The organism is Salinicola salarius, from assembly GCF_003206135.1.
Taxonomy (GTDB): Bacteria; Pseudomonadota; Gammaproteobacteria; order Pseudomonadales; family Halomonadaceae; genus Salinicola; species Salinicola salarius.
Genome location: NZ_PZJT01000012.1, coordinates 77,029 through 93,402 on the forward strand (window position 1 = coordinate 77,029; position 16,374 = coordinate 93,402).

Here is a 16,374-nt window from a genome sequence, read left to right on the forward strand (position 1 = left end):
TTCAAGAAACATGAGGCAATAGGGAGACCCCGGGGTGAGCGTCGAGATTCAGCCGTATCAGCAAGAGTTCATCGAATTCGCGATCGCCGAAGGAGTATTGCGCTTCGGTGAATTCACGCTCAAGTCCGGTCGTGTCAGTCCCTATTTCTTCAATGCCGGTCTATTCCGTTCCGGCCGTGCGCTGGCCCGTCTCGGACGTTTCTATGCCAGCGCCATTGCCGACAGCGGTATCGAGGCCGATGTACTATTTGGTCCAGCTTACAAGGGTATACCGCTGGCGGCGAGTGCAGCCGTTGCTCTGGCCGACCATCACCAGCGCGACATGCCCTTTGCCTTCAACCGCAAGGAAGCCAAGACTCACGGTGAGGGCGGCAATATCGTGGGTGCCGAACTGCGCGGCAACGTCCTCATCATCGATGACGTCATCACGGCCGGCACGGCGATCCGCGAGGTCATGCAGATCATCAACGATGCCGGAGCCCAGGCCGCGGGTGTCGTGATCGCGCTCGATCGTCAGGAACGTGGCCAGGATGCCGACGGTCTGAAGCCGCACAGCGCGATCCAGGAAGTCGAAGCGACGTATCATATGCCGGTTGTGAGCATCGTCAACCTCGACCAACTGCTCGCCTATCTGGAAACGCGCGAACCCCGCAGCGGCGAAGATGGCGCTTCCATTGCCCAGCATGCCGAGGCGATCCGCGCCTACCGTGATCGCTACGGCATCATCAGCGACTGCTGATCCTGCAGTCCGTGACGAGGCAGGGCGTTCCGAGGCTCTCGCCTGCTACGATTAGCCGCAGCCTCGTCGTCGTGGCGTGTTACAAAATGTTTAAAAAACAGCGTTTGATAAACTCGAAAATTATGCCACGCTTACGCCGTTAGTCCAATGCGATTTGGCGCCAATTTCGGGAGACGCATCATGATCAACCGCAGCAGGATCAAACCCTGGGGCTTTGCCCTTGCCACAGCGACCTTCATGTTCGCCAGTCAGCAGGCGATGGCGCTGAGTGTTTCCGCCAACGGCGGCGATGAATCCTTCGGTGTCGAAGCCAGTCAGACCATCTTCCCCACCTTGCGGGCCGGTGTCGGCTACCTGAACACCGATGACAGCGGTCACAATGCCAAGGCCTACTCGGGTTCGCTGATGTTCACACCGTGGCTGCCGGGCATCGACCTTTCCGTGGGTGGGCGTTACCAGTATCAGGATACCCACTATGGCAACGGTGGCGGTCTGGGGCTCGGCGGCTCCGCATTCGTCGATACGCCCATCCCGCTGACCTCGATCGGCGGCTACGGCTTCTACACGCCGGAAGGGCTGGCCCACGGCGACATCGACAAGAGCTATGAGTACGGCGCCCAGGCGCGGGTCAACATCATCTCGCATACCTACGTCTATGGCGGCTATCGCTACATGCGTACCGACTTCGATAACGACAACGGCCATACGCTGGATAGCGGGCCGGTGTTGGGCGTCAGCGTCGGGTTTTAAGGTATTCGAGCTACGAGCTACGAGCTACGAGCTACGAGCTACGAGCTACGAGCTACGAGCTACGCCTGACGTCGGTTTCGGGGCGCTGAAAACAATCGGCGTCCCTTCCTGAGAGCAGGCTTCGGGTTCTGTAGCGGGGGCCGGCTTCGGGGCTCTGGAGCGAGAGCCGGCTTCGGGGCTCTGGAGCGAGAGCAGGCTTCGGGGCCCTATAGAGAAAGACGCCGATTGCGTATGATGCGAGAGTTACCCGCCTCCGAGTCGGCCGCCATGCTTGATATCGTGCTCTATGAACCCGAGATTCCGCCCAACACCGGCAACATCATCCGGTTGTGCGCCAACACAGGCTTTCGTCTCCACATCATCGAACCGATGGCCTTCGAACTCGACGACAAGCGCCTGCGACGCGCCGGGCTCGACTATCACGAATGGGCGCGGGTTCAGGTCCACGCCAACTGGGCCGCGTTTCTCGAAGTGGTAGGGCCAGAGCGTGTCTTTGCCGTCTCCACGCGGGGGCGTCATGGCTACAGCCACGTTCACTACCGTGAAGGCGATGCGCTGGTCTTCGGCCCGGAAACCCGTGGCCTGCCGCAGTCGATGCTCGAGGCGCTACCGCCCGCGCAGCGTCTGCGCCTGCCCATGCTGCCCGACAGTCGCAGCCTCAATCTTTCCAACGCCTGCGCGATCATCGTCTATGAAGCCTGGCGGCAGCTGGATTTTGCCGGGGCGGTGGATCTCTAGGCATCGAGGCTTCAGTTATGTAGCCCCCGCGTCATGTACACGCTATAGGGATCTTCGACGTAGCTGCCGAACGGTTCGCAGTAGGTGAATCCGAACGCCTCGTAAAGCTTTCTGGCCGGGGCGAAGTGCGCCATCGGGCCGGTCTCCAGACTCAGCCGCTGCAGGCCGGCGGCACGCGCCTCCTCGATCAGGTGCGCCAGAATCGCCCGCGCCACGCCTTTACGTAGATGGCTCGGATCGGTGCGCATCGACTTGATCTCGGCGTGCTTTTCATCGAGGCGCTTGAAGGCGCCGCAGCCCAGCAACTCGTTATCCTCCCATGCGGTATAGAAGTGAACGTTCGGATGGCGTAGCCCATCGAGGTCCAGCGCATGGCGGCTTTCGGGTGGCGAGTGCGGCTCGAAGTCCTTGAGGTGGAATTCCAGCAACGCGGCGATTTCGAGGCCGCGTAAATCATCTCGTATGAATTGCATGAGGTGTATCATTCCCGGAAATACTTCACTCGTGACTGCGCACGCGAAACGCTTTGTTGCGCAATGCTCGAAATTCTCACATAGCCTACTATGTTCCGGTTTCTGTGCGTTGCGTGCCTCGCGTTTCATCTTGCTCGTCAACGGGTGAAGCACTTCCTTCTCCGTTTTGTTTTCTCTGCGATTCTGCCCTCATGTCCGATATTCGCCAACGTCTCGCCAAGCTCAATCCGCGCCAGCAGGAAGCGGTGCGCTTCATCGACGGCCCTTGTCTGGTGCTGGCGGGTGCCGGTTCCGGCAAGACCAGCGTGATCACCACCAAGATCGCCTATCTGGTTCAGGAGTGCGGGATGAGCGCGCGCAAGATCGCCGCCGTCACCTTCACCAACAAGGCGGCGCGCGAGATGAAGGAACGCGTCGGGCAGATGCTCAAGGGCCGCGAAGGGCACGGCCTGACCGTATCGACCTTCCACAACCTCGGCCTCAACATCATCCGCCGCGAGCTCAAGACGCTCGGCTTCCGTCCCGGGTTCTCGCTGTTCGATCCGGAGGACGCCAAGGCGCTGCTGCGCGACCTGATGCAGAAGGAAGCGGACACCGACGCCGAGCAGATCAACGCGGTGCAGAACCGAATCTCCCAGTGGAAGAACGACCTGGTGCTGCCGGGGCCGGCGATCTCCCACGCCGCCGACGAAGACGAACAGTACGCCGCACGAATCTACGAAGCCTACAATCGTCATCTCAAGGCCTACAACGCGGTCGACTTCGACGACCTGATCATGCTGCCGGTGGTGCTGCTGCAGACCGACCCGGAGGCGCTGGCACGCTGGCGCAAGCGCATCCAGTACATGCTGGTCGACGAGTATCAGGACACCAACGTCAGCCAGTATCAGCTGGTCAAGATGCTGATGGACGAGCGCGCCACCTTCACCGTGGTGGGCGACGACGACCAGTCGATCTACGCCTGGCGCGGCGCGCGGCCGGAGAATCTGGTGACGCTGGGCGAGGACTTCCCGCGGCTCAACGTGATCAAGCTGGAGCAGAACTATCGCTCCACGGCGACGATTCTGCGTGCGGCCAACACCCTGATCGCCAACAACCCGCACGTCTACGAGAAGACGCTGTGGTCGGACATGGGTCAGGGCGATCCGATCCGCGTGGTGGTCAACCGCCACGAAGAGGCCGAGGCCGAGCGCATCGCCGGCGAGATCCTGACCCGCCGGATCAAGGAGCGCGCCGAATGGCGCGACTTCGCCGTGCTCTATCGCGGCAACTTCCAGGCGCGACTGCTGGAGCTCAAGCTGCAGCACCACCAGATTCCCTACAAGCTTTCCGGCGGTACCTCGTTCTTCTCGCGCAACGAGATCAAGGATTCGATGGCCTATCTGCGGCTGTTGATCAATCCTGATGACGACAACGCCTTCCTGCGCATCGTCAACGTGCCGCGCCGCGAGATCGGCCCCGGCACGCTGGAGAAACTCGCCAACTACGCCACCGAGCGTGGCGCCTCGATGTTCGCTGCCTGTCATGAGCTCGGCCTGGAGCAGGTCCTGCCGACCCGGGCGGTGGAGCGGCTGGGACGATTCGCGCATTTCATCGATGGCGTGCGCAAGCGCATGGATCAGGGCGACGCCATCGCCGCGATTCGCGAGATGATCCGCGACATGGATTACGAAGCCTGGCTCTATCAGAACGCCAGCGCACCGACCATTGCCGAGCGCCGCATGGCCAACGTCTGGACGCTGATCGATCAGCTCGAAAAGTCGATGCACCGCGACGACGAGGATGGCGAAGCCTCCGAGGAGACCGACGACGTGCAGTCGGCCATTTCGCGGTTGGTGCTGCGCGACATTCTCGAACAGCAGGCTGAAGAGGACGACTCCGACCGGGTCCAGTTGCTGACCATGCACGCCTCCAAGGGCCTCGAGTTTCCCCACGTCTACCTGATGGGGCTGGAAGAGGAGCTGCTGCCGCACCGCAACTCCATCGAATCCGGCACCGTGGAGGAGGAGCGACGGCTCGCCTACGTCGGTATCACCCGTGCCCGGCGCACGTTGACCCTGACGCTCGCCCGCCAGCGCAAGGCCTACGGCGAACTGCTCGACTGCACGCCGAGTCGCTTTTTGGACGAGCTGCCGGCGGACGACCTCGAATGGGAAGGTCGCGCCGACAAGGAAAATCCCGAGAAGAAACAGGAGCGGGGCCAGAGTGCGATCGCGGGCCTGCGATCGCTGCTAGGCTAGATGTATTCAATCCCCATTTACGCCGACGAGAGATGCCGATGAACACCACCGAGCTGTGGCAACAGGCCCGCGACGAGGCGATGACGATCTCTCGTCAGGAGCCGCTGCTGACCCCACTGATGCTGGGCGCGGTGCTCAACCGCTCGACGCTGGGTGCCGGTCTGGCCTATCGACTGGGCCAGCGCCTGGCGCATCCCGATCTGGCTGCCAATCAGTTGATCAAGCTGTTCGACGAACTGCTGGACGGCGATCCTGCCATCAGCGATGGCATTGGGCAGGATCTCGCCGCCGTGATCGAACGCGATCCGGCGATTCGCCAGGTCACCGAGGTGCTGCTCTATCTCAAGGGGTTTCATGCGCTGACGGTGCATCGGTTCGCGCATGTGCTGTGGCAGACCGGGCGTCGGCAGATGGCGCGTTACCTGCAGAGCCGCAGCTCCGAAGTGTTCCAGACCGATATTCATCCCGCCGCGCGGATCGGCAATGGCGTCTTCATCGATCACGCGACCGGGGTCGTCATCGGTGAAACCACGGTGATCGAGGATGAGGTTTCACTGCTGCAGGGCGTCACGCTCGGCGGAACGGGGAAAGAAGCGGGGGACCGCCACCCCAAGATTCGGCGAGGCGTGTTGATCGGCGCCGGCGCCAAGGTGCTCGGCAATATCGAGATCGGTGAAGGCGCCCGTATCGGCGCCGGATCGGTGGTACTGAAGACGGTGCCGCCTCATACCACGGCGGTGGGCGTGCCGGCGCGCGTTGTCGGCGATGCCGGTTGCGCGGCACCTTCACGGGAAATGCAGCACTGCCTCGACAAGCCGCGTGATTCGCAAAGGTCGGCGCAGCCCGCTCCCTCCAGCAGCAAGCTCTGTTGTGGGCGCTAGCGCGGCGATGCTAGCAATCTAGTCTCTGGCGATCCGAGAAAAAGCCCGCCAGGTCGACGCTATCCAGCGCGTCCAGCCACGCCACGGCAAAACTGCCCGGGCCACGCGCCGTTCGCTCCGCCTGTTCGGCTGCGGCGGCGGCGTGTGCATGGGCACAGATCATCGCGTCCAGCGGCGTATCGGCAACGGCCAGATAGGCGGCGATCAGTGCCCCCAGGGCGCAGCCGGTTCCCGTCACCCGCGGCTGCCACGCGCTCCCGCCGGCAAGGCTGATCGTCACGGGATTGCGGGCGTCGGCTAAACGTCCCAGCAAGCGATCGACCTGTCCGGAAATGGCGATGCCCTCCGTTCGCTCCAGCAGATCGTCAGCAGCGGAGAGTGCATCCCGGGATTCATGCTGCGTATCGACCCCGCGGCCTCGCGTATCGGCCTCGGCCAGCGCCATGATCTCCGACGCATTGCCACGAATCACGGCCGGGTGTTGCGCCATCAGTTCGTGACTCACCTCTCGCCGTAACGGCAGTGCCGCTGCCCCGACCGGATCGAGCACCCAAGGCTTGCCCGCTGCATTGGCGGCACGGCTGGCCCGTCGCATCGCGGTCAGGCTATCCGTATTGGGTGTACCCAGATTGATCAGCACGGCGTCTGCCGCTGCGGCCAGGTCTCCGGCTTCCTCAGGATGATCGGTCATCGCCGGAGAGGCTCCCGCCGCCAGCAGCGCGTTGGCGACGAAATTGACGGTGACCTGATTGGTCAGGCAATGCACGAGCGGCGCCCGTTCGCGCAGGTGATCACGTGTTGCCAGCAGGCGCTGCTGCCACTCACGCGTCTGGAGCGGTGCCTCGGTCATGCCGTCACTCGCTTTCATCGACGATGTAGTCGACGGCTGCCTTGACCTCGCCATTAGTGAGATCCGCGTTGCCACCCTTGGCCGGCATACCGCCGACGCCGTTGATCGCATTGGCATACAGCTCATCCATGCCTTCGTCGATCCGTGACTGCCAGGCGTCGTTGTCGCCGATCTGCGGCGCGCTACCGCCGTCGTGGCAACCGGCACAATTGTCTTCGAAGATGGCTTCACCGTCGGCGGCCTGTGCCGGTGCTGTCAGACTCGAGGCCAGCAGGATTGCCGTTAACGGCAGAGAAAATCTCAAGCGCATGTCGTCCTCGTCGTCGGTCGCGTCGTTCGTTTCTTGTGTCGTTGCTTTCCCAGTATAATCGCACTCCTGCATGGCGAAAGCCGACACGCCAGCCGAGTGGAGCATGGCTGGACAGCCAATGGCCAAGCGGTTAGGATGGCCGCGCTGTTTGCGGCAGCTCCCCGGCCACCCCGGTCATCGCCGCTTCGGCACGACGCATGTCATCGCGCGCCCATAGCTCAGCTGGATAGAGTACTGCCCTCCGAAGGCAGGGGTCGCAGGTTCGAATCCTGCTGGGCGCGCCATCTGGACTTCCTGAACGTTCCGAGAAAGTCCAAAATCGTAAGAAAAACGCTTAAAAATCATCAGCTTTTAGTCCTGCCTTTTCCTAAGCGTTCCTATCGAATCCAGACGCAATGTGGTATAGATCGGGGTATATACCCGTGTTCGGAAAACCTAGCTATACCCCAATGCCGCTAACTATCAGAAAAATCGAATCAACCAAGCCAGGCCCTAAACCGATCACCCTCATTGATGGGGCGGGATTACAACTTGTGATTTCGAACACAGGGAGCCGAGGCTGGCGCTTGCGCTACACGCGACCCAACGGCAAGCGCAACATGATGAGCCTGGGGAGCTATCCCGAGGTGACGCTCGCCGAGGCCCGCGAGAAGCGCACGGACGCACGCCGGCTGCTGAGCCAGGGCATCGATCCGGTCGAGCGTCGAAAGGAGGAGAAACGGGAGCAGCAATTCTCCCAGCAGAATACCTTCCGAGCGCTCGCGCATGAGTGGCATGCGACGATGGCGCCAAGGTGGAAGGCCAGCTCCAAGCGTTCCAAGGAGAGCATCCGGTCGCTCGAGAACTACATCTTCCCGACCGTTGGGGACAAACCCATCGAGACGATCAAGCCGCTGGAGTGGCTGGAGCTCTTGAAGCGTCTCGAGCAGGCCGGCAAGTTCGAACAGCGGCGCAAGGTGCACTCGTTCTGCCGCGATATCTATCGCTTCGCCGTGATCACTGGCCGGGCCTCACACAACCCTCTCACCGACCTAACCGGTGCGCTGACCCCACATAGGCAAAAGAGCTTTCCACACGTCTCGCAGGAGGAGTTGCCGGGGCTGGTCGAGGCCATCGAGAGTTACCACAACCCACTGGTACGAATCGGGCTGAAACTGCTGCTGATGACGGCGTTACGACCGGGCGAGATGCGCCAGGCGCGATGGCAGGAGATCGATCTCGAGCGCGCTATCTGGAGCATCCCTGCCGAGCGGATGAAGATGGGTCGCTCACATCGCGTCCCTTTGCCCCGCCAGGCCGTCGCCGAGCTGCGCAGACTGCACGTCATGACGGGCCAGTACGGCCTACTGTTCCCCGGTCGCAACGACCCCACCAAGCCCCTGTCTGATGCTGCTTTCGGCGTAGCGCTCAAGCGCATGGGTTACCAGGGCCGGCATGTGCCACACGGATTTCGGCATGTCGTAGCAACGGGACTCAAGGAACTGGGCTATCGCGGCGAGTGGATCGAGATGCAGCTCTCCCACAAGCTCCCAGGGATTCAAGGCGTCTACACGCACGCCGAGCATATGACACCGGAACAGCGCCCGGCGATGATGCAGTTCTGGGCGGATAGTCTTTACTCCCAGACACCTACGCCCTGAGGTGAAAGGATTTGGTGAGAAGTGTCCCAATTGTCAGTTTTGGATGCTGACCCAGGGCCAGTGGAAGACTTCCGAAACGCAACGTGTCGCCATTGTCGAGTGCCTCAACTGCCATCAGCGACTCCGCTTTAAAATTACATTGAGTCCGCTTCGGTCATATCAGAAGAAACCCACAGGCAACTCGCCACAGATTTCTAGCGTTACGAGTCGTCAGCCAAGGCCGCGTAGCGTGCCGGTTTCTTCACCAAGAGATGGAGTGGACTTTGACACCTATGGCTTGGGGGAACGGTGTCCAAAGTGTTCCTCATGCATGTTCATTCGCACCAGTAGGCGCATCGATTCCAATCACAGAGTCTTCTATCTGGGTTGCACCGCAAGTAAATGCGGCACAAGCCAGCGCGCGGATGTAAGGGGGGCTACCTTGCCGCCGCTATCCCACCTATTTTGGCCCACGCGGCCGATTTCCATTCGTCGATTGCTCAAACCGTCGGGCTGATCCTCCCGTTTCTCAATTTTCCCGAGAGCCTCTATCCCGAAAGCCGTCCTCCAATGTTGTATTTCGTTGTAAAACCCCAGTTCTACAACGCCAACCGCTCGAAGTCCTCATTCGCCCCCGGCAAGCTATCCCTGTCCTGAGCGAAAACGCCGGGACACGCAATGGAAGCCACCGAGGAACCATCATGGCCAACGTCTCATCGACAGCCGCCCCATACCGCCAGGTCGAGCGCATCGAACTCGGCAATCGCCTGCTACGACGCCGCGACGTAGAGCTCAAGACCGGCAAGAGCCGATCCGCGATCTATGCCGGCGTGAGCAACGGCACCTTCCCGGCACCGGTGCCCATCGGTGACAAGAGCGTCGCCTGGCTCGAGGAGGAGGTGGATAGCTGGATCGCCGCCCGACTCGCCGAGCGTAACCGCACCCTGGCCGGCCGCCAGATTCACTACTTCGCCAACACCGCCCAGGAGGCCCGCGCATGAAACGTTTCACACTGACCGTGGGCGCGCAGTCGCTCAACTTCACCGAAGAAGACATCCCCGCGCTGGACGAGGCGCTGAACGTCGCCACCAATCGGGCCGGCCGCGAAGTGGTCCGCCATAGCGCCAGCGGCCAGCGCGTGGCGGTGCTGATGGAACGCAACGGTAGCGGCGGCAAGCATTCCTCGCTGCCACGCGATCCCAACACCGTGTTGATGCGCGACCTTCATCGCGGCCCGACGCTCGAGACCGACTGCTAGACCGCCCGCACTCTCCGACCTAATCCGACTCGATTCACACAGCCGCTCGGCGCTCGCGCCGAGGGGAACAGGGAGGCTTTGTGCCTACGAAACGCGAAAACCCCGGTCAGCGTGGGGCTGCCGGGGCTCTCAAAGACACTCATAGCAATGACGATCCTAGCAAAATCCGGCGCGGTGTCACGCCCCAACACACGCCGATTTGCCGGGGGCTCACGCTCGCCATTCGTCATCCTTTGGCCAGGGAGGGCTTGCGCCTTCCCAAAGTGTCCGGCTACGATGCTCGCGTCACGGCAAAATCCGTGACCGGGCGTGGAAACCCGGAAGTCGGAAGGCGCAACAGCGCCCCTACCTTTGCAGGCGCTTTTTTTGTGCCCGCAAAGCGTCGTTATGGCGGCTGTGCGTGGGCGGGCTTCGGCCCGGCCGGTTTCCTTTCGTGCCGGTTTTCCACCCCGCGTACAGTCGCCTCCAATCCCGTGGAAAGGGTTGTTGGCGACTCCTGTGAAGCGAAAGGAGTCTGCCCCATGGCCGAACACGCCCCCCGTGCGTCCGCACGATCCGTTATTCCCCCGCATCAAATCGCCACCGCCGTTATCGGCGCCAAGCTGATCGCTTTCCGCGTCAATCGTCGCCCCGAACAGCTCGCCCATCTGCTGGGCATGACCCGCATGGCCGCCGAGCTGGGCGCGATCACCCAGGAAGAGCGCCAGCAGTTCCTGGCCGATCTCGACGACCTGATGGCCGAGGAGATGCGTCATGGATAAGCGCCTCGAGCAAGCCAACTGCCTGACCGAGACCGATTGCCTGTTGATCGACCCGCGCACCGACCGCGAGACGTTGCTGGACAGCGCGGAGATGCGCCTCGACGCGATCAAGGATCTGATGTTCACGCTCTCGACCATGAACGGGCGTGACCGCGATCTGACGTCGGTCGATCTCTCCAACCTGGCCACGGTGGCACGCTACCTGATGGGTGATGCCAGCGATCTGCTGGTGGCGGCGCGGCGCATCGACGCCCAACAGCGTGTGGCAGCGAGAGCCCATGCCCAGGCGCCGGTTGCACGACGTGCGGGAGGTGGCCATGTCTGAGGTCGTCGCCAAGATCCAGCGCGTGTCCCGCGCCTCACTGGCCTACGCCGAAACCCTCACCCGGGAGTGGCTGCCGCAAGGAAGCCGCCAGGGCAGCGAGTGGGTGGCCCGCAACGTCGCCCGCGGCGACCGGTCCAGCGGCTCGTTCGGCGTCTCGCTCGTCACCGGCAAGTGGAACGACTTTGCCGACCGTAACGCCCACGGCGGCGATCTGGTCTCGCTCTACAGCTACCTGTTTAGCTGCCGGCAGGTCGACGCCGCCATGGCGATCGATCGGCGCTTGGGGCTGGGCGTGTTTCGGTGGAGCGCCGCGGCGTCGGCGCCGCTACCGGCGCCCTCGCTGGCCAGCGAGGAGGCCCACCGGCAGCACCTCGAGGCACACGCCGCTGAGAAAGAACTCGCTCGCCAGGAAGCGGCAGCTCGGGCCCGCACGGTGTGGGACGCCGCCAAACCGGCCAGTGCCACCCACCCCTATCTCATGAGCCGGGGCGTCCCGGCCTATGGCCTGCGCCAGTGCCGGCGCGGCTGGCTGCTGGTGCCGCTCTACGCCCAGGGCGAACTGGTCAACCTGCAATGGATCCTGCCCAACGGCAAAAAGCGCTTCCTCAAGGGCGGCCAGGTCCAGGGGGCGTGCTCGCTGGTCGGCGAGCCCATCGCCGGTCGACGCCTGTTCATCTGCGAAGGCTGGGCCACCGGCGCCACGCTCTATCGCCTCACCGGCGACCCGGTGGCGTGCGCCATGAACGCCGGCAACCTGCGCGCTGTCGCCGAAACGATGCGCACCGCCCTGAATCACTCGCTGGATCTCGTCATCGCCGGTGACGACGACCGCCAGACCGAGGGCAACCCGGGGCGGCAGGCGGCCAACGATGCCGCCCTGGCCGTGGGCGCCATGGTGCTCTATCCCAAGTGGCCGGAAGGCTGCCCCGACGATCTGACCGACTTCAACGACCTGTACCGCTGGCATCGGGCCAGGATCGATGCCGAACAGGCGGGAGGTGATCATGAGTGAGTCACAGCCCCACCTGACCGTGGTCGGCGAGCCCGCCGCCCCGGAACGCTTGAGCGTCGACCGTCCAAGCTATGCCGCCTATGCCGGGCCGACCAGCGTCGACGGGCGCATGTTCCGCGCCGGCGTCTGGTATCACGGCACCAAGCAGACCAGCCCGGACGAACCGGGACAGCCGTTCGATCTGTGGATCTGCGGTCCGCTCCACGTCATCGCCGAAACCGTCGACAGCGATGATGGCAGCATCGGCCGGCTGTTGAAGTTCCAGCACCGCGGCCGTGAGCGCGAGTGCGTCATCCCCATGGAAGCGCTGGCCGGGAAAGGCGAGGACGTGCTCAAGACACTGATGCGTCAGGGGCTCGTCATCGAGTACCACCACCGCAAGCACGTGCCGGCCTACATCGCCAGCCACCACGCGCCATCGCTGGTACTGGATACCGTGACCCGGCCCGGCTGGCACGAGCGCAGCGGCGCGTTCGTGCTGCCACACCGGATCATCGGCAGCGACCAGGTGCGCTTTCACAGCTCCGGCCGTGAGGCGCGGATCTTCGACACCCAGGGCACGCTCGAAGCCTGGCAGACCGAGGTGGCCCAGCCGTGCCTGGGTAACCCGGTGCTGATTCTGTCGGTGTGCTGCGCGCTGGCCGGCCCGCTCCTCAAGAAGGTGGGCGTCAACGGTGGCGGCGTGCATCTGGTGGGCGACTCCTCCAGCGGGAAATCGCTCGCCCAGGACATCGCCGCCACCGTCTGGGGGCCGGCCGACCGGTTCAAGGTCTCCTGGGACATGTCCGGCGGTGGCGTCGAGATCGAAGCGTCCTCGCGTAACGACACCGTGATGATCAACGACGAGATGAGTCGGGCCAGCCCCAAGCAGATCCAGGGCCACGCCTACGCCATCGCTAACGGCACCGGCAAGGGCACCATGACCCGGGAGCGGGAAGGACGGCCCAAGAACTACTGGCGCTTGCTCGCGCTCTCCAGCGGCGAGCGCTCCCTGGCCGACCACGCCGCCATGGGGGGCAGCACCGCCCACGCCGGCGCCGAACTGCGCATGGTCGACATCAACGCCGGCACTCGCCAACACCGTGCCTTCGACGACGTTCACGGCCTCACCGGCGAGAGCTTCCACCGCATCCTGACCGGTGCCGTCGGCCGGCACTACGGTCATGCCGGCCCGGCCCTGGTGGAGCGGTTACTCGAGGACGAGACCGCCGACGGGTTGACCTGGCGCTTCGGCGAGATCCGCAAGGCGTTCAACGTCTCGAGCTCCCAGGCGGGGCGTGTGGCGGATCGGTTCGCGGTGATGGCACTCGCCGGCGAGATAGCCAGCGAGTGCGGCATCCTGCCCTGGCCCGCGGGGACGGCCACGCAAGGCTGTCGAACGCTCTTTGCCGAGTGGCTGGCCACCATCGGGGATGGTAACGCAGAGGATCGCCAGATCCTCTCCGCGCTCTCCGACTTCATCGCCCTGCACGGGGATAGCCGGTTCTCCAGCATCCACGCCCAATTCGCCGACCCCAACGTCCGACAGCGCGCCGGGTACTTCGAGGTTGAGGGCGACAAGCGGTTCTACCTGTTCAACCGCGCCGCGCTCACCGAGGCCGCCGAGGGCTACAGCCGCGCCCGCATCCTGCGCACGCTGGGGCAGCACGACGTGCTGGCCAAGATGGACGAGGGGCGCAAGCAGAAGAAATACCGCCTGCCAGGGGGCGGCATGGGCCGGTTCTTCGTCATCGATCCCGACCGCCTCGACCCGGAGGGCGGTGCCTGATGCAACCCGACAACGCCCCACACGTCCCAAACGTGCCGACCGAGACAGACCCAAACCAACACCCAGCGCCGTCCAGGTGACGACCGATGCCACCGCGACCCAGGAGCCAACCCGCATGACCACCCCGACCCAGAACATTCAGGACGCCCAAACCCGCACCCAACCGACCGGAGAGACTGCCGCCATGACGACGACCGAAACGCGCCTGCAAGGCCAGCGCCTCGACTACCTGCCGCAGACCACGGCCATCAACGCGCTGACGCCCGAGAAGGCGAGTGCTCGACTGGAGGAGGCACGCGCCGACTACCTGGCCCAACGCGAGCGCCTGGCGCCCGCCGCCCAGGAACTCGAACGGCTGCGCAAGACCCGCAATGCCGCCGAGCATCAATCCCGGCAGTCCGGCGAAAGCTGGCGCAAGGGGTTCCTGACGGGCTTCGGCAAACAGGACAAGACGATCCGCGAGCAGCAGAAAGCCGAACGGGAATGGCGTCTCGAGGTCGAGCAGACCGACGCCATGATCGAGCTGCTGGCGCCCCAGGTAGAGTGGCTGCGCCTGCATACGCAGGTCGCCCGGGAGCAGTTCCAGCGGGCTCGCCGAGAGGCCAGCGAAGTCATGACCCAGCAGACGCTACTGACCGCCGCCGAGGCGTTGTGCCAGAGCGAGCCAGCCGCGGCGTTCTATGCTGCACTGCCGGCGCTGTTCGGCCGAATCGAGACTGACCTTTGCAATAATGCGGTATACATGGCGCACCACTACCAGGTGGACGCCAGTGCCGAGCCTGGCACGGTCATCAAACACCAGTTGAACAACCAGGAGACCCAGCACCTCGATCACGAGATCCGCAAACGCCAGTACGCCGCCATTGGTGAGATGGTGTGGCGTTTGCGCCCGGGCCAGCTCGACGCCGCCCAGCCGGAAACCCTGGCCGATATCGCGCCGCTGGGCTGCGAGGACGGCCGTAACGTTTACGGCGGTAGCCTCGCTCGCACGCGCCGCCTCAAGGAACTCCAGGCCTTGCTCGAGCTGCCGGCACACTGACGACGCCCCGCGCTTCGATAGATACACCAGACAACAGCCCCGCCCACCGCGGGGCTTTTTCGTGGTGAGGAAGGCACCGTCCAACATCGTGGAGAGATCCAGCGCGGCGCCCCAACCCCGAAACCCATTCGCTCGCCAGGAGAGAGGGAATTTGCCCAATCCTATGATCGGTGACATTCGACACGTTGGAGGAGAGGATCAGGAACAGTCAGGCTATTTCTCACAGGAACCTGAAAAATAGTGGGAACACCGGGAACAGTGGGAACACCGCGCTACAACCCGCATGGTTGAGCGGTTCCCTTGTTCCCAGTATGGAGTGTGTAAACGGGAACAAGTGGGTACAACAATGGGTACGGGTGTCATTTACCCCTGAGAGAGGGTGATTCTGTTCCCACTGTTCCCAAAACTGGGAACGACGTACCCACTCTGCAACCCGCATGGTTGAGCCTTGTTCCCGGTGTTCCCACTGTTCCCACTAAAAAATCACGTGTGTAATAACGCATTGGTGAGACGAGAAACGTTATCGACTGTGAGGCGGCGCAGAATTGCTCAATCGTGCGGTCGATCATTCGCCCCCTGGCGAGCGAATGGGGTAGATCCGGCGGCCGTCTTTCTCAGCCATAAATTGGCCGGCAATCACTCAACCAAGTGGCGGTGTATCCAGGTTGGGACATCGACCGTTTCGAGTCCCTCGCGATGATTGAACGTCGTTTCCTTGGGCCATGCGACGCCAACGCCTGCCGCGAACACGGCGCGATACTTGAACAGATTATTTTCGGGATCGGCACGTAGCGCATCGCTAAGGTAGGAAATCGAGCACGCTTCTCGCTTGAAAGGGCGGTCGAGCTGGCGCTCCAGCTCGTCCACCAATTCCCCGTAGCTGATGGTGTCTCCTGCGACGAACACGGTTTCGTTCTGGAACCGTGGCTCGTGAAACAGTATCGCTGTGGTCAAGCGTCCGATGTCTTCCGGCGTTGTCACTGTAACCTGGTTATCCCAGCTACCCAGGGCGTGAACCTCGCTCTGCTCGAGATCCACGACGCCAAAAGCCGGTTCGAACAGAAAGCTGGTGAACATTCCCGTGGCGACAATGAGCCACTCTGTGCGGTTCTGCGCCCGGAGCAGGTCGCGCACATCGAGTTGTTCGTCGAATACGTCCTGGGCGCTACCTCGGCCAATCGTGTCGTAGTCGACGCCAAACTGCCACGGCACATAGCGCTTCACACCGGCCTGGAGCACTGCCTGGGTAATCTTGGTCTGCGTGCCACGTCCGGCTGAAAAGCCGATGCAGGAAATGACCGTATCGTAGGGGGCGAGAAGAGCGGCCAGCTCATCCGTGCCGGTTGCGGCGACATCGCCAGGAACAGTCTCGACGCCCAATGCCCGCAACTGCTCGATTTGCTGCTTCTTGATCGGATCGGTCGTCTCTATCGTGGATTGTCTCAACCGGACGTAGATACGCGCTGATTGATGCTTGCGAGCGTGGTTTGCCAGGTGGCGCAGTACTTCGAAGCCCAGCTCCCCCGCGCCCAATACCAATATCGATTCCTTCCTGTCGGTGCGATTCATGCTATCTCCAACGTTGACGGCTTTGATCTAGCTGTGTAAACC

17 protein-coding genes and 1 tRNA gene are annotated in these 16,374 nt (G+C 63.0%); 14 read left to right on the top strand and 4 right to left on the bottom strand.

The window, feature by feature from the left end; all coding sequences use genetic code 11:
* Nucleotides 1-34: 34 nt before the first annotated feature.
* From pyrE to trmL, 3 genes are all read left to right on the top strand, one after another.
* A complete protein-coding gene (pyrE, locus tag DOM32_RS12570; RefSeq protein WP_110634977.1) occupies nt 35-739 on the top strand; it encodes an orotate phosphoribosyltransferase in 705 nt (234 codons plus the stop codon).
* Between the two features lie 180 nt (nt 740-919).
* Entirely contained in the window at nt 920-1,489 is a 570-nt protein-coding gene (locus DOM32_RS12575) for a YfaZ family outer membrane protein (RefSeq protein WP_071232403.1), read from the top strand.
* A 267-nt stretch (nt 1,490-1,756) separates the two neighbouring features.
* Entirely contained in the window at nt 1,757-2,227 is a 471-nt protein-coding gene (gene trmL / locus DOM32_RS12580) for a tRNA (uridine(34)/cytosine(34)/5-carboxymethylaminomethyluridine(34)-2'-O)-methyltransferase TrmL (RefSeq protein ID WP_071232493.1), read from the top strand.
* 11 nt (nt 2,228-2,238) lie between these two features.
* Here trmL and DOM32_RS12585 read toward each other — a convergent pair whose 3' ends face one another.
* On the bottom strand, nt 2,239-2,700 hold the full coding sequence (locus DOM32_RS12585) for a GNAT family N-acetyltransferase (RefSeq protein WP_110634980.1): 462 nt from the start codon (nt 2,698-2,700) through the stop codon (nt 2,239-2,241).
* A gap of 191 nt (nt 2,701-2,891) precedes the next feature.
* Here DOM32_RS12585 and rep point away from each other — a divergent pair, with 191 nt between their 5' ends.
* Together rep and cysE are read left to right on the top strand one after the other, a co-directional pair.
* Nucleotides 2,892-4,940, top strand: a complete 2,049-nt coding sequence (gene rep, locus DOM32_RS12590) for a DNA helicase Rep (RefSeq protein WP_110634984.1) — start codon at nt 2,892-2,894, stop codon at nt 4,938-4,940.
* 38 nt (nt 4,941-4,978) lie between these two features.
* Nucleotides 4,979-5,821, top strand: coding sequence for a serine O-acetyltransferase (gene cysE, locus DOM32_RS18280; protein WP_071232400.1), 843 nt, complete (start codon nt 4,979-4,981; stop codon nt 5,819-5,821).
* A 10-nt stretch (nt 5,822-5,831) separates the two neighbouring features.
* On the opposite strand, the gene thiM is transcribed toward cysE, so the two are convergent.
* Nucleotides 5,832-6,671 carry a hydroxyethylthiazole kinase gene (thiM, locus tag DOM32_RS12600; protein WP_110634987.1) on the bottom strand — a complete coding sequence of 280 codons (840 nt, stop codon included), beginning with the start codon at nt 6,669-6,671 and terminating at the stop codon, nt 5,832-5,834.
* 4 nt (nt 6,672-6,675) lie between these two features.
* Nucleotides 6,676-6,981 (bottom strand): c-type cytochrome, encoded by a 306-nt coding sequence (locus tag DOM32_RS12605; RefSeq protein WP_157957076.1) that lies wholly within the window; start codon nt 6,979-6,981, stop codon nt 6,676-6,678.
* A gap of 207 nt (nt 6,982-7,188) precedes the next feature.
* On the opposite strand from DOM32_RS12605, the gene DOM32_RS12610 reads away from it, so the two are divergent.
* From DOM32_RS12610 to DOM32_RS12650, 9 genes are all read left to right on the top strand, one after another.
* A tRNA-Arg gene (locus DOM32_RS12610) sits at nt 7,189-7,265 on the top strand.
* A 165-nt stretch (nt 7,266-7,430) separates the two neighbouring features.
* Nucleotides 7,431-8,621, top strand: coding sequence for a tyrosine-type recombinase/integrase (locus DOM32_RS12615; RefSeq protein ID WP_167400669.1), 1,191 nt, complete (start codon nt 7,431-7,433; stop codon nt 8,619-8,621).
* Nucleotides 8,622-9,301: 680 nt separating this feature from the next.
* Nucleotides 9,302-9,601, top strand: coding sequence for a helix-turn-helix transcriptional regulator (locus DOM32_RS12620; protein WP_110634996.1), 300 nt, complete (start codon nt 9,302-9,304; stop codon nt 9,599-9,601).
* Nucleotides 9,598-9,858: a hypothetical protein gene (locus DOM32_RS12625; protein ID WP_110634999.1), complete on the top strand. Its 261-nt coding sequence runs from the start codon at nt 9,598-9,600 to the stop codon at nt 9,856-9,858. Before DOM32_RS12620 ends, DOM32_RS12625 begins: the two co-directional genes overlap by 4 nt.
* A 521-nt stretch (nt 9,859-10,379) precedes the next feature.
* Nucleotides 10,380-10,619, top strand: a complete 240-nt coding sequence (locus DOM32_RS12630) for a hypothetical protein (RefSeq protein WP_110635002.1) — start codon at nt 10,380-10,382, stop codon at nt 10,617-10,619.
* A complete protein-coding gene (locus tag DOM32_RS12635) occupies nt 10,612-10,944 on the top strand; it encodes a hypothetical protein (protein WP_110635005.1) in 333 nt (110 codons plus the stop codon). The genes DOM32_RS12630 and DOM32_RS12635 overlap by 8 nt, the downstream gene beginning before the upstream one ends.
* Nucleotides 10,937-11,956 carry a toprim domain-containing protein gene (locus tag DOM32_RS12640; RefSeq protein WP_110635008.1) on the top strand — a complete coding sequence of 340 codons (1,020 nt, stop codon included), beginning with the start codon at nt 10,937-10,939 and terminating at the stop codon, nt 11,954-11,956. Before DOM32_RS12635 ends, DOM32_RS12640 begins: the two co-directional genes overlap by 8 nt.
* Nucleotides 11,949-13,724, top strand: coding sequence for a DUF927 domain-containing protein (locus DOM32_RS12645; protein ID WP_110635011.1), 1,776 nt, complete (start codon nt 11,949-11,951; stop codon nt 13,722-13,724). The genes DOM32_RS12640 and DOM32_RS12645 overlap by 8 nt, the downstream gene beginning before the upstream one ends.
* 115 nt (nt 13,725-13,839) lie before the next feature.
* Nucleotides 13,840-14,763 carry a hypothetical protein gene (locus DOM32_RS12650; protein WP_110635014.1) on the top strand — a complete coding sequence of 308 codons (924 nt, stop codon included), beginning with the start codon at nt 13,840-13,842 and terminating at the stop codon, nt 14,761-14,763.
* A gap of 636 nt (nt 14,764-15,399) precedes the next feature.
* On the opposite strand, the gene DOM32_RS12655 is transcribed toward DOM32_RS12650, so the two are convergent.
* Nucleotides 15,400-16,332: an aromatic alcohol reductase gene (locus tag DOM32_RS12655; protein WP_110635017.1), complete on the bottom strand. Its 933-nt coding sequence runs from the start codon at nt 16,330-16,332 to the stop codon at nt 15,400-15,402.
* Nucleotides 16,333-16,374 lie beyond the last annotated feature (42 nt).

Bases quoted from the DNA above. Each gene is read 5' to 3' on its own strand.
- trmL (WP_071232493.1), top strand. From the start codon at position 1,757: ATGCTTGATATCGTGCTCTATGAACCCGAGATTCCGCCCAACACCGGC.
- DOM32_RS12585 (WP_110634980.1), bottom strand. From the start codon at position 2,700: ATGCAATTCATACGAGATGATTTACGCGGCCTCGAAATCGCCGCGTTG.
- DOM32_RS12635 (WP_110635005.1), top strand. From the start codon at position 10,612: ATGGATAAGCGCCTCGAGCAAGCCAACTGCCTGACCGAGACCGATTGC.
- DOM32_RS12650 (WP_110635014.1), top strand. From the start codon at position 13,840: ATGACCACCCCGACCCAGAACATTCAGGACGCCCAAACCCGCACCCAA.
- DOM32_RS12640 (WP_110635008.1), top strand. From the start codon at position 10,937: ATGTCTGAGGTCGTCGCCAAGATCCAGCGCGTGTCCCGCGCCTCACTG.
- DOM32_RS12630 (WP_110635002.1), top strand. From the start codon at position 10,380: ATGGCCGAACACGCCCCCCGTGCGTCCGCACGATCCGTTATTCCCCCG.
- thiM (WP_110634987.1), bottom strand. From the start codon at position 6,671: ATGACCGAGGCACCGCTCCAGACGCGTGAGTGGCAGCAGCGCCTGCTG.
- DOM32_RS12645 (WP_110635011.1), top strand. From the start codon at position 11,949: ATGAGTGAGTCACAGCCCCACCTGACCGTGGTCGGCGAGCCCGCCGCC.
- DOM32_RS12615 (WP_167400669.1), top strand. From the start codon at position 7,431: ATGCCGCTAACTATCAGAAAAATCGAATCAACCAAGCCAGGCCCTAAA.
- DOM32_RS12575 (WP_071232403.1), top strand. From the start codon at position 920: ATGATCAACCGCAGCAGGATCAAACCCTGGGGCTTTGCCCTTGCCACA.
- DOM32_RS12655 (WP_110635017.1), bottom strand. From the start codon at position 16,332: ATGAATCGCACCGACAGGAAGGAATCGATATTGGTATTGGGCGCGGGG.
- rep (WP_110634984.1), top strand. From the start codon at position 2,892: ATGTCCGATATTCGCCAACGTCTCGCCAAGCTCAATCCGCGCCAGCAG.
- DOM32_RS12620 (WP_110634996.1), top strand. From the start codon at position 9,302: ATGGCCAACGTCTCATCGACAGCCGCCCCATACCGCCAGGTCGAGCGC.
- DOM32_RS12605 (WP_157957076.1), bottom strand. From the start codon at position 6,981: ATGCGCTTGAGATTTTCTCTGCCGTTAACGGCAATCCTGCTGGCCTCG.
- cysE (WP_071232400.1), top strand. From the start codon at position 4,979: ATGAACACCACCGAGCTGTGGCAACAGGCCCGCGACGAGGCGATGACG.
- DOM32_RS12625 (WP_110634999.1), top strand. From the start codon at position 9,598: ATGAAACGTTTCACACTGACCGTGGGCGCGCAGTCGCTCAACTTCACC.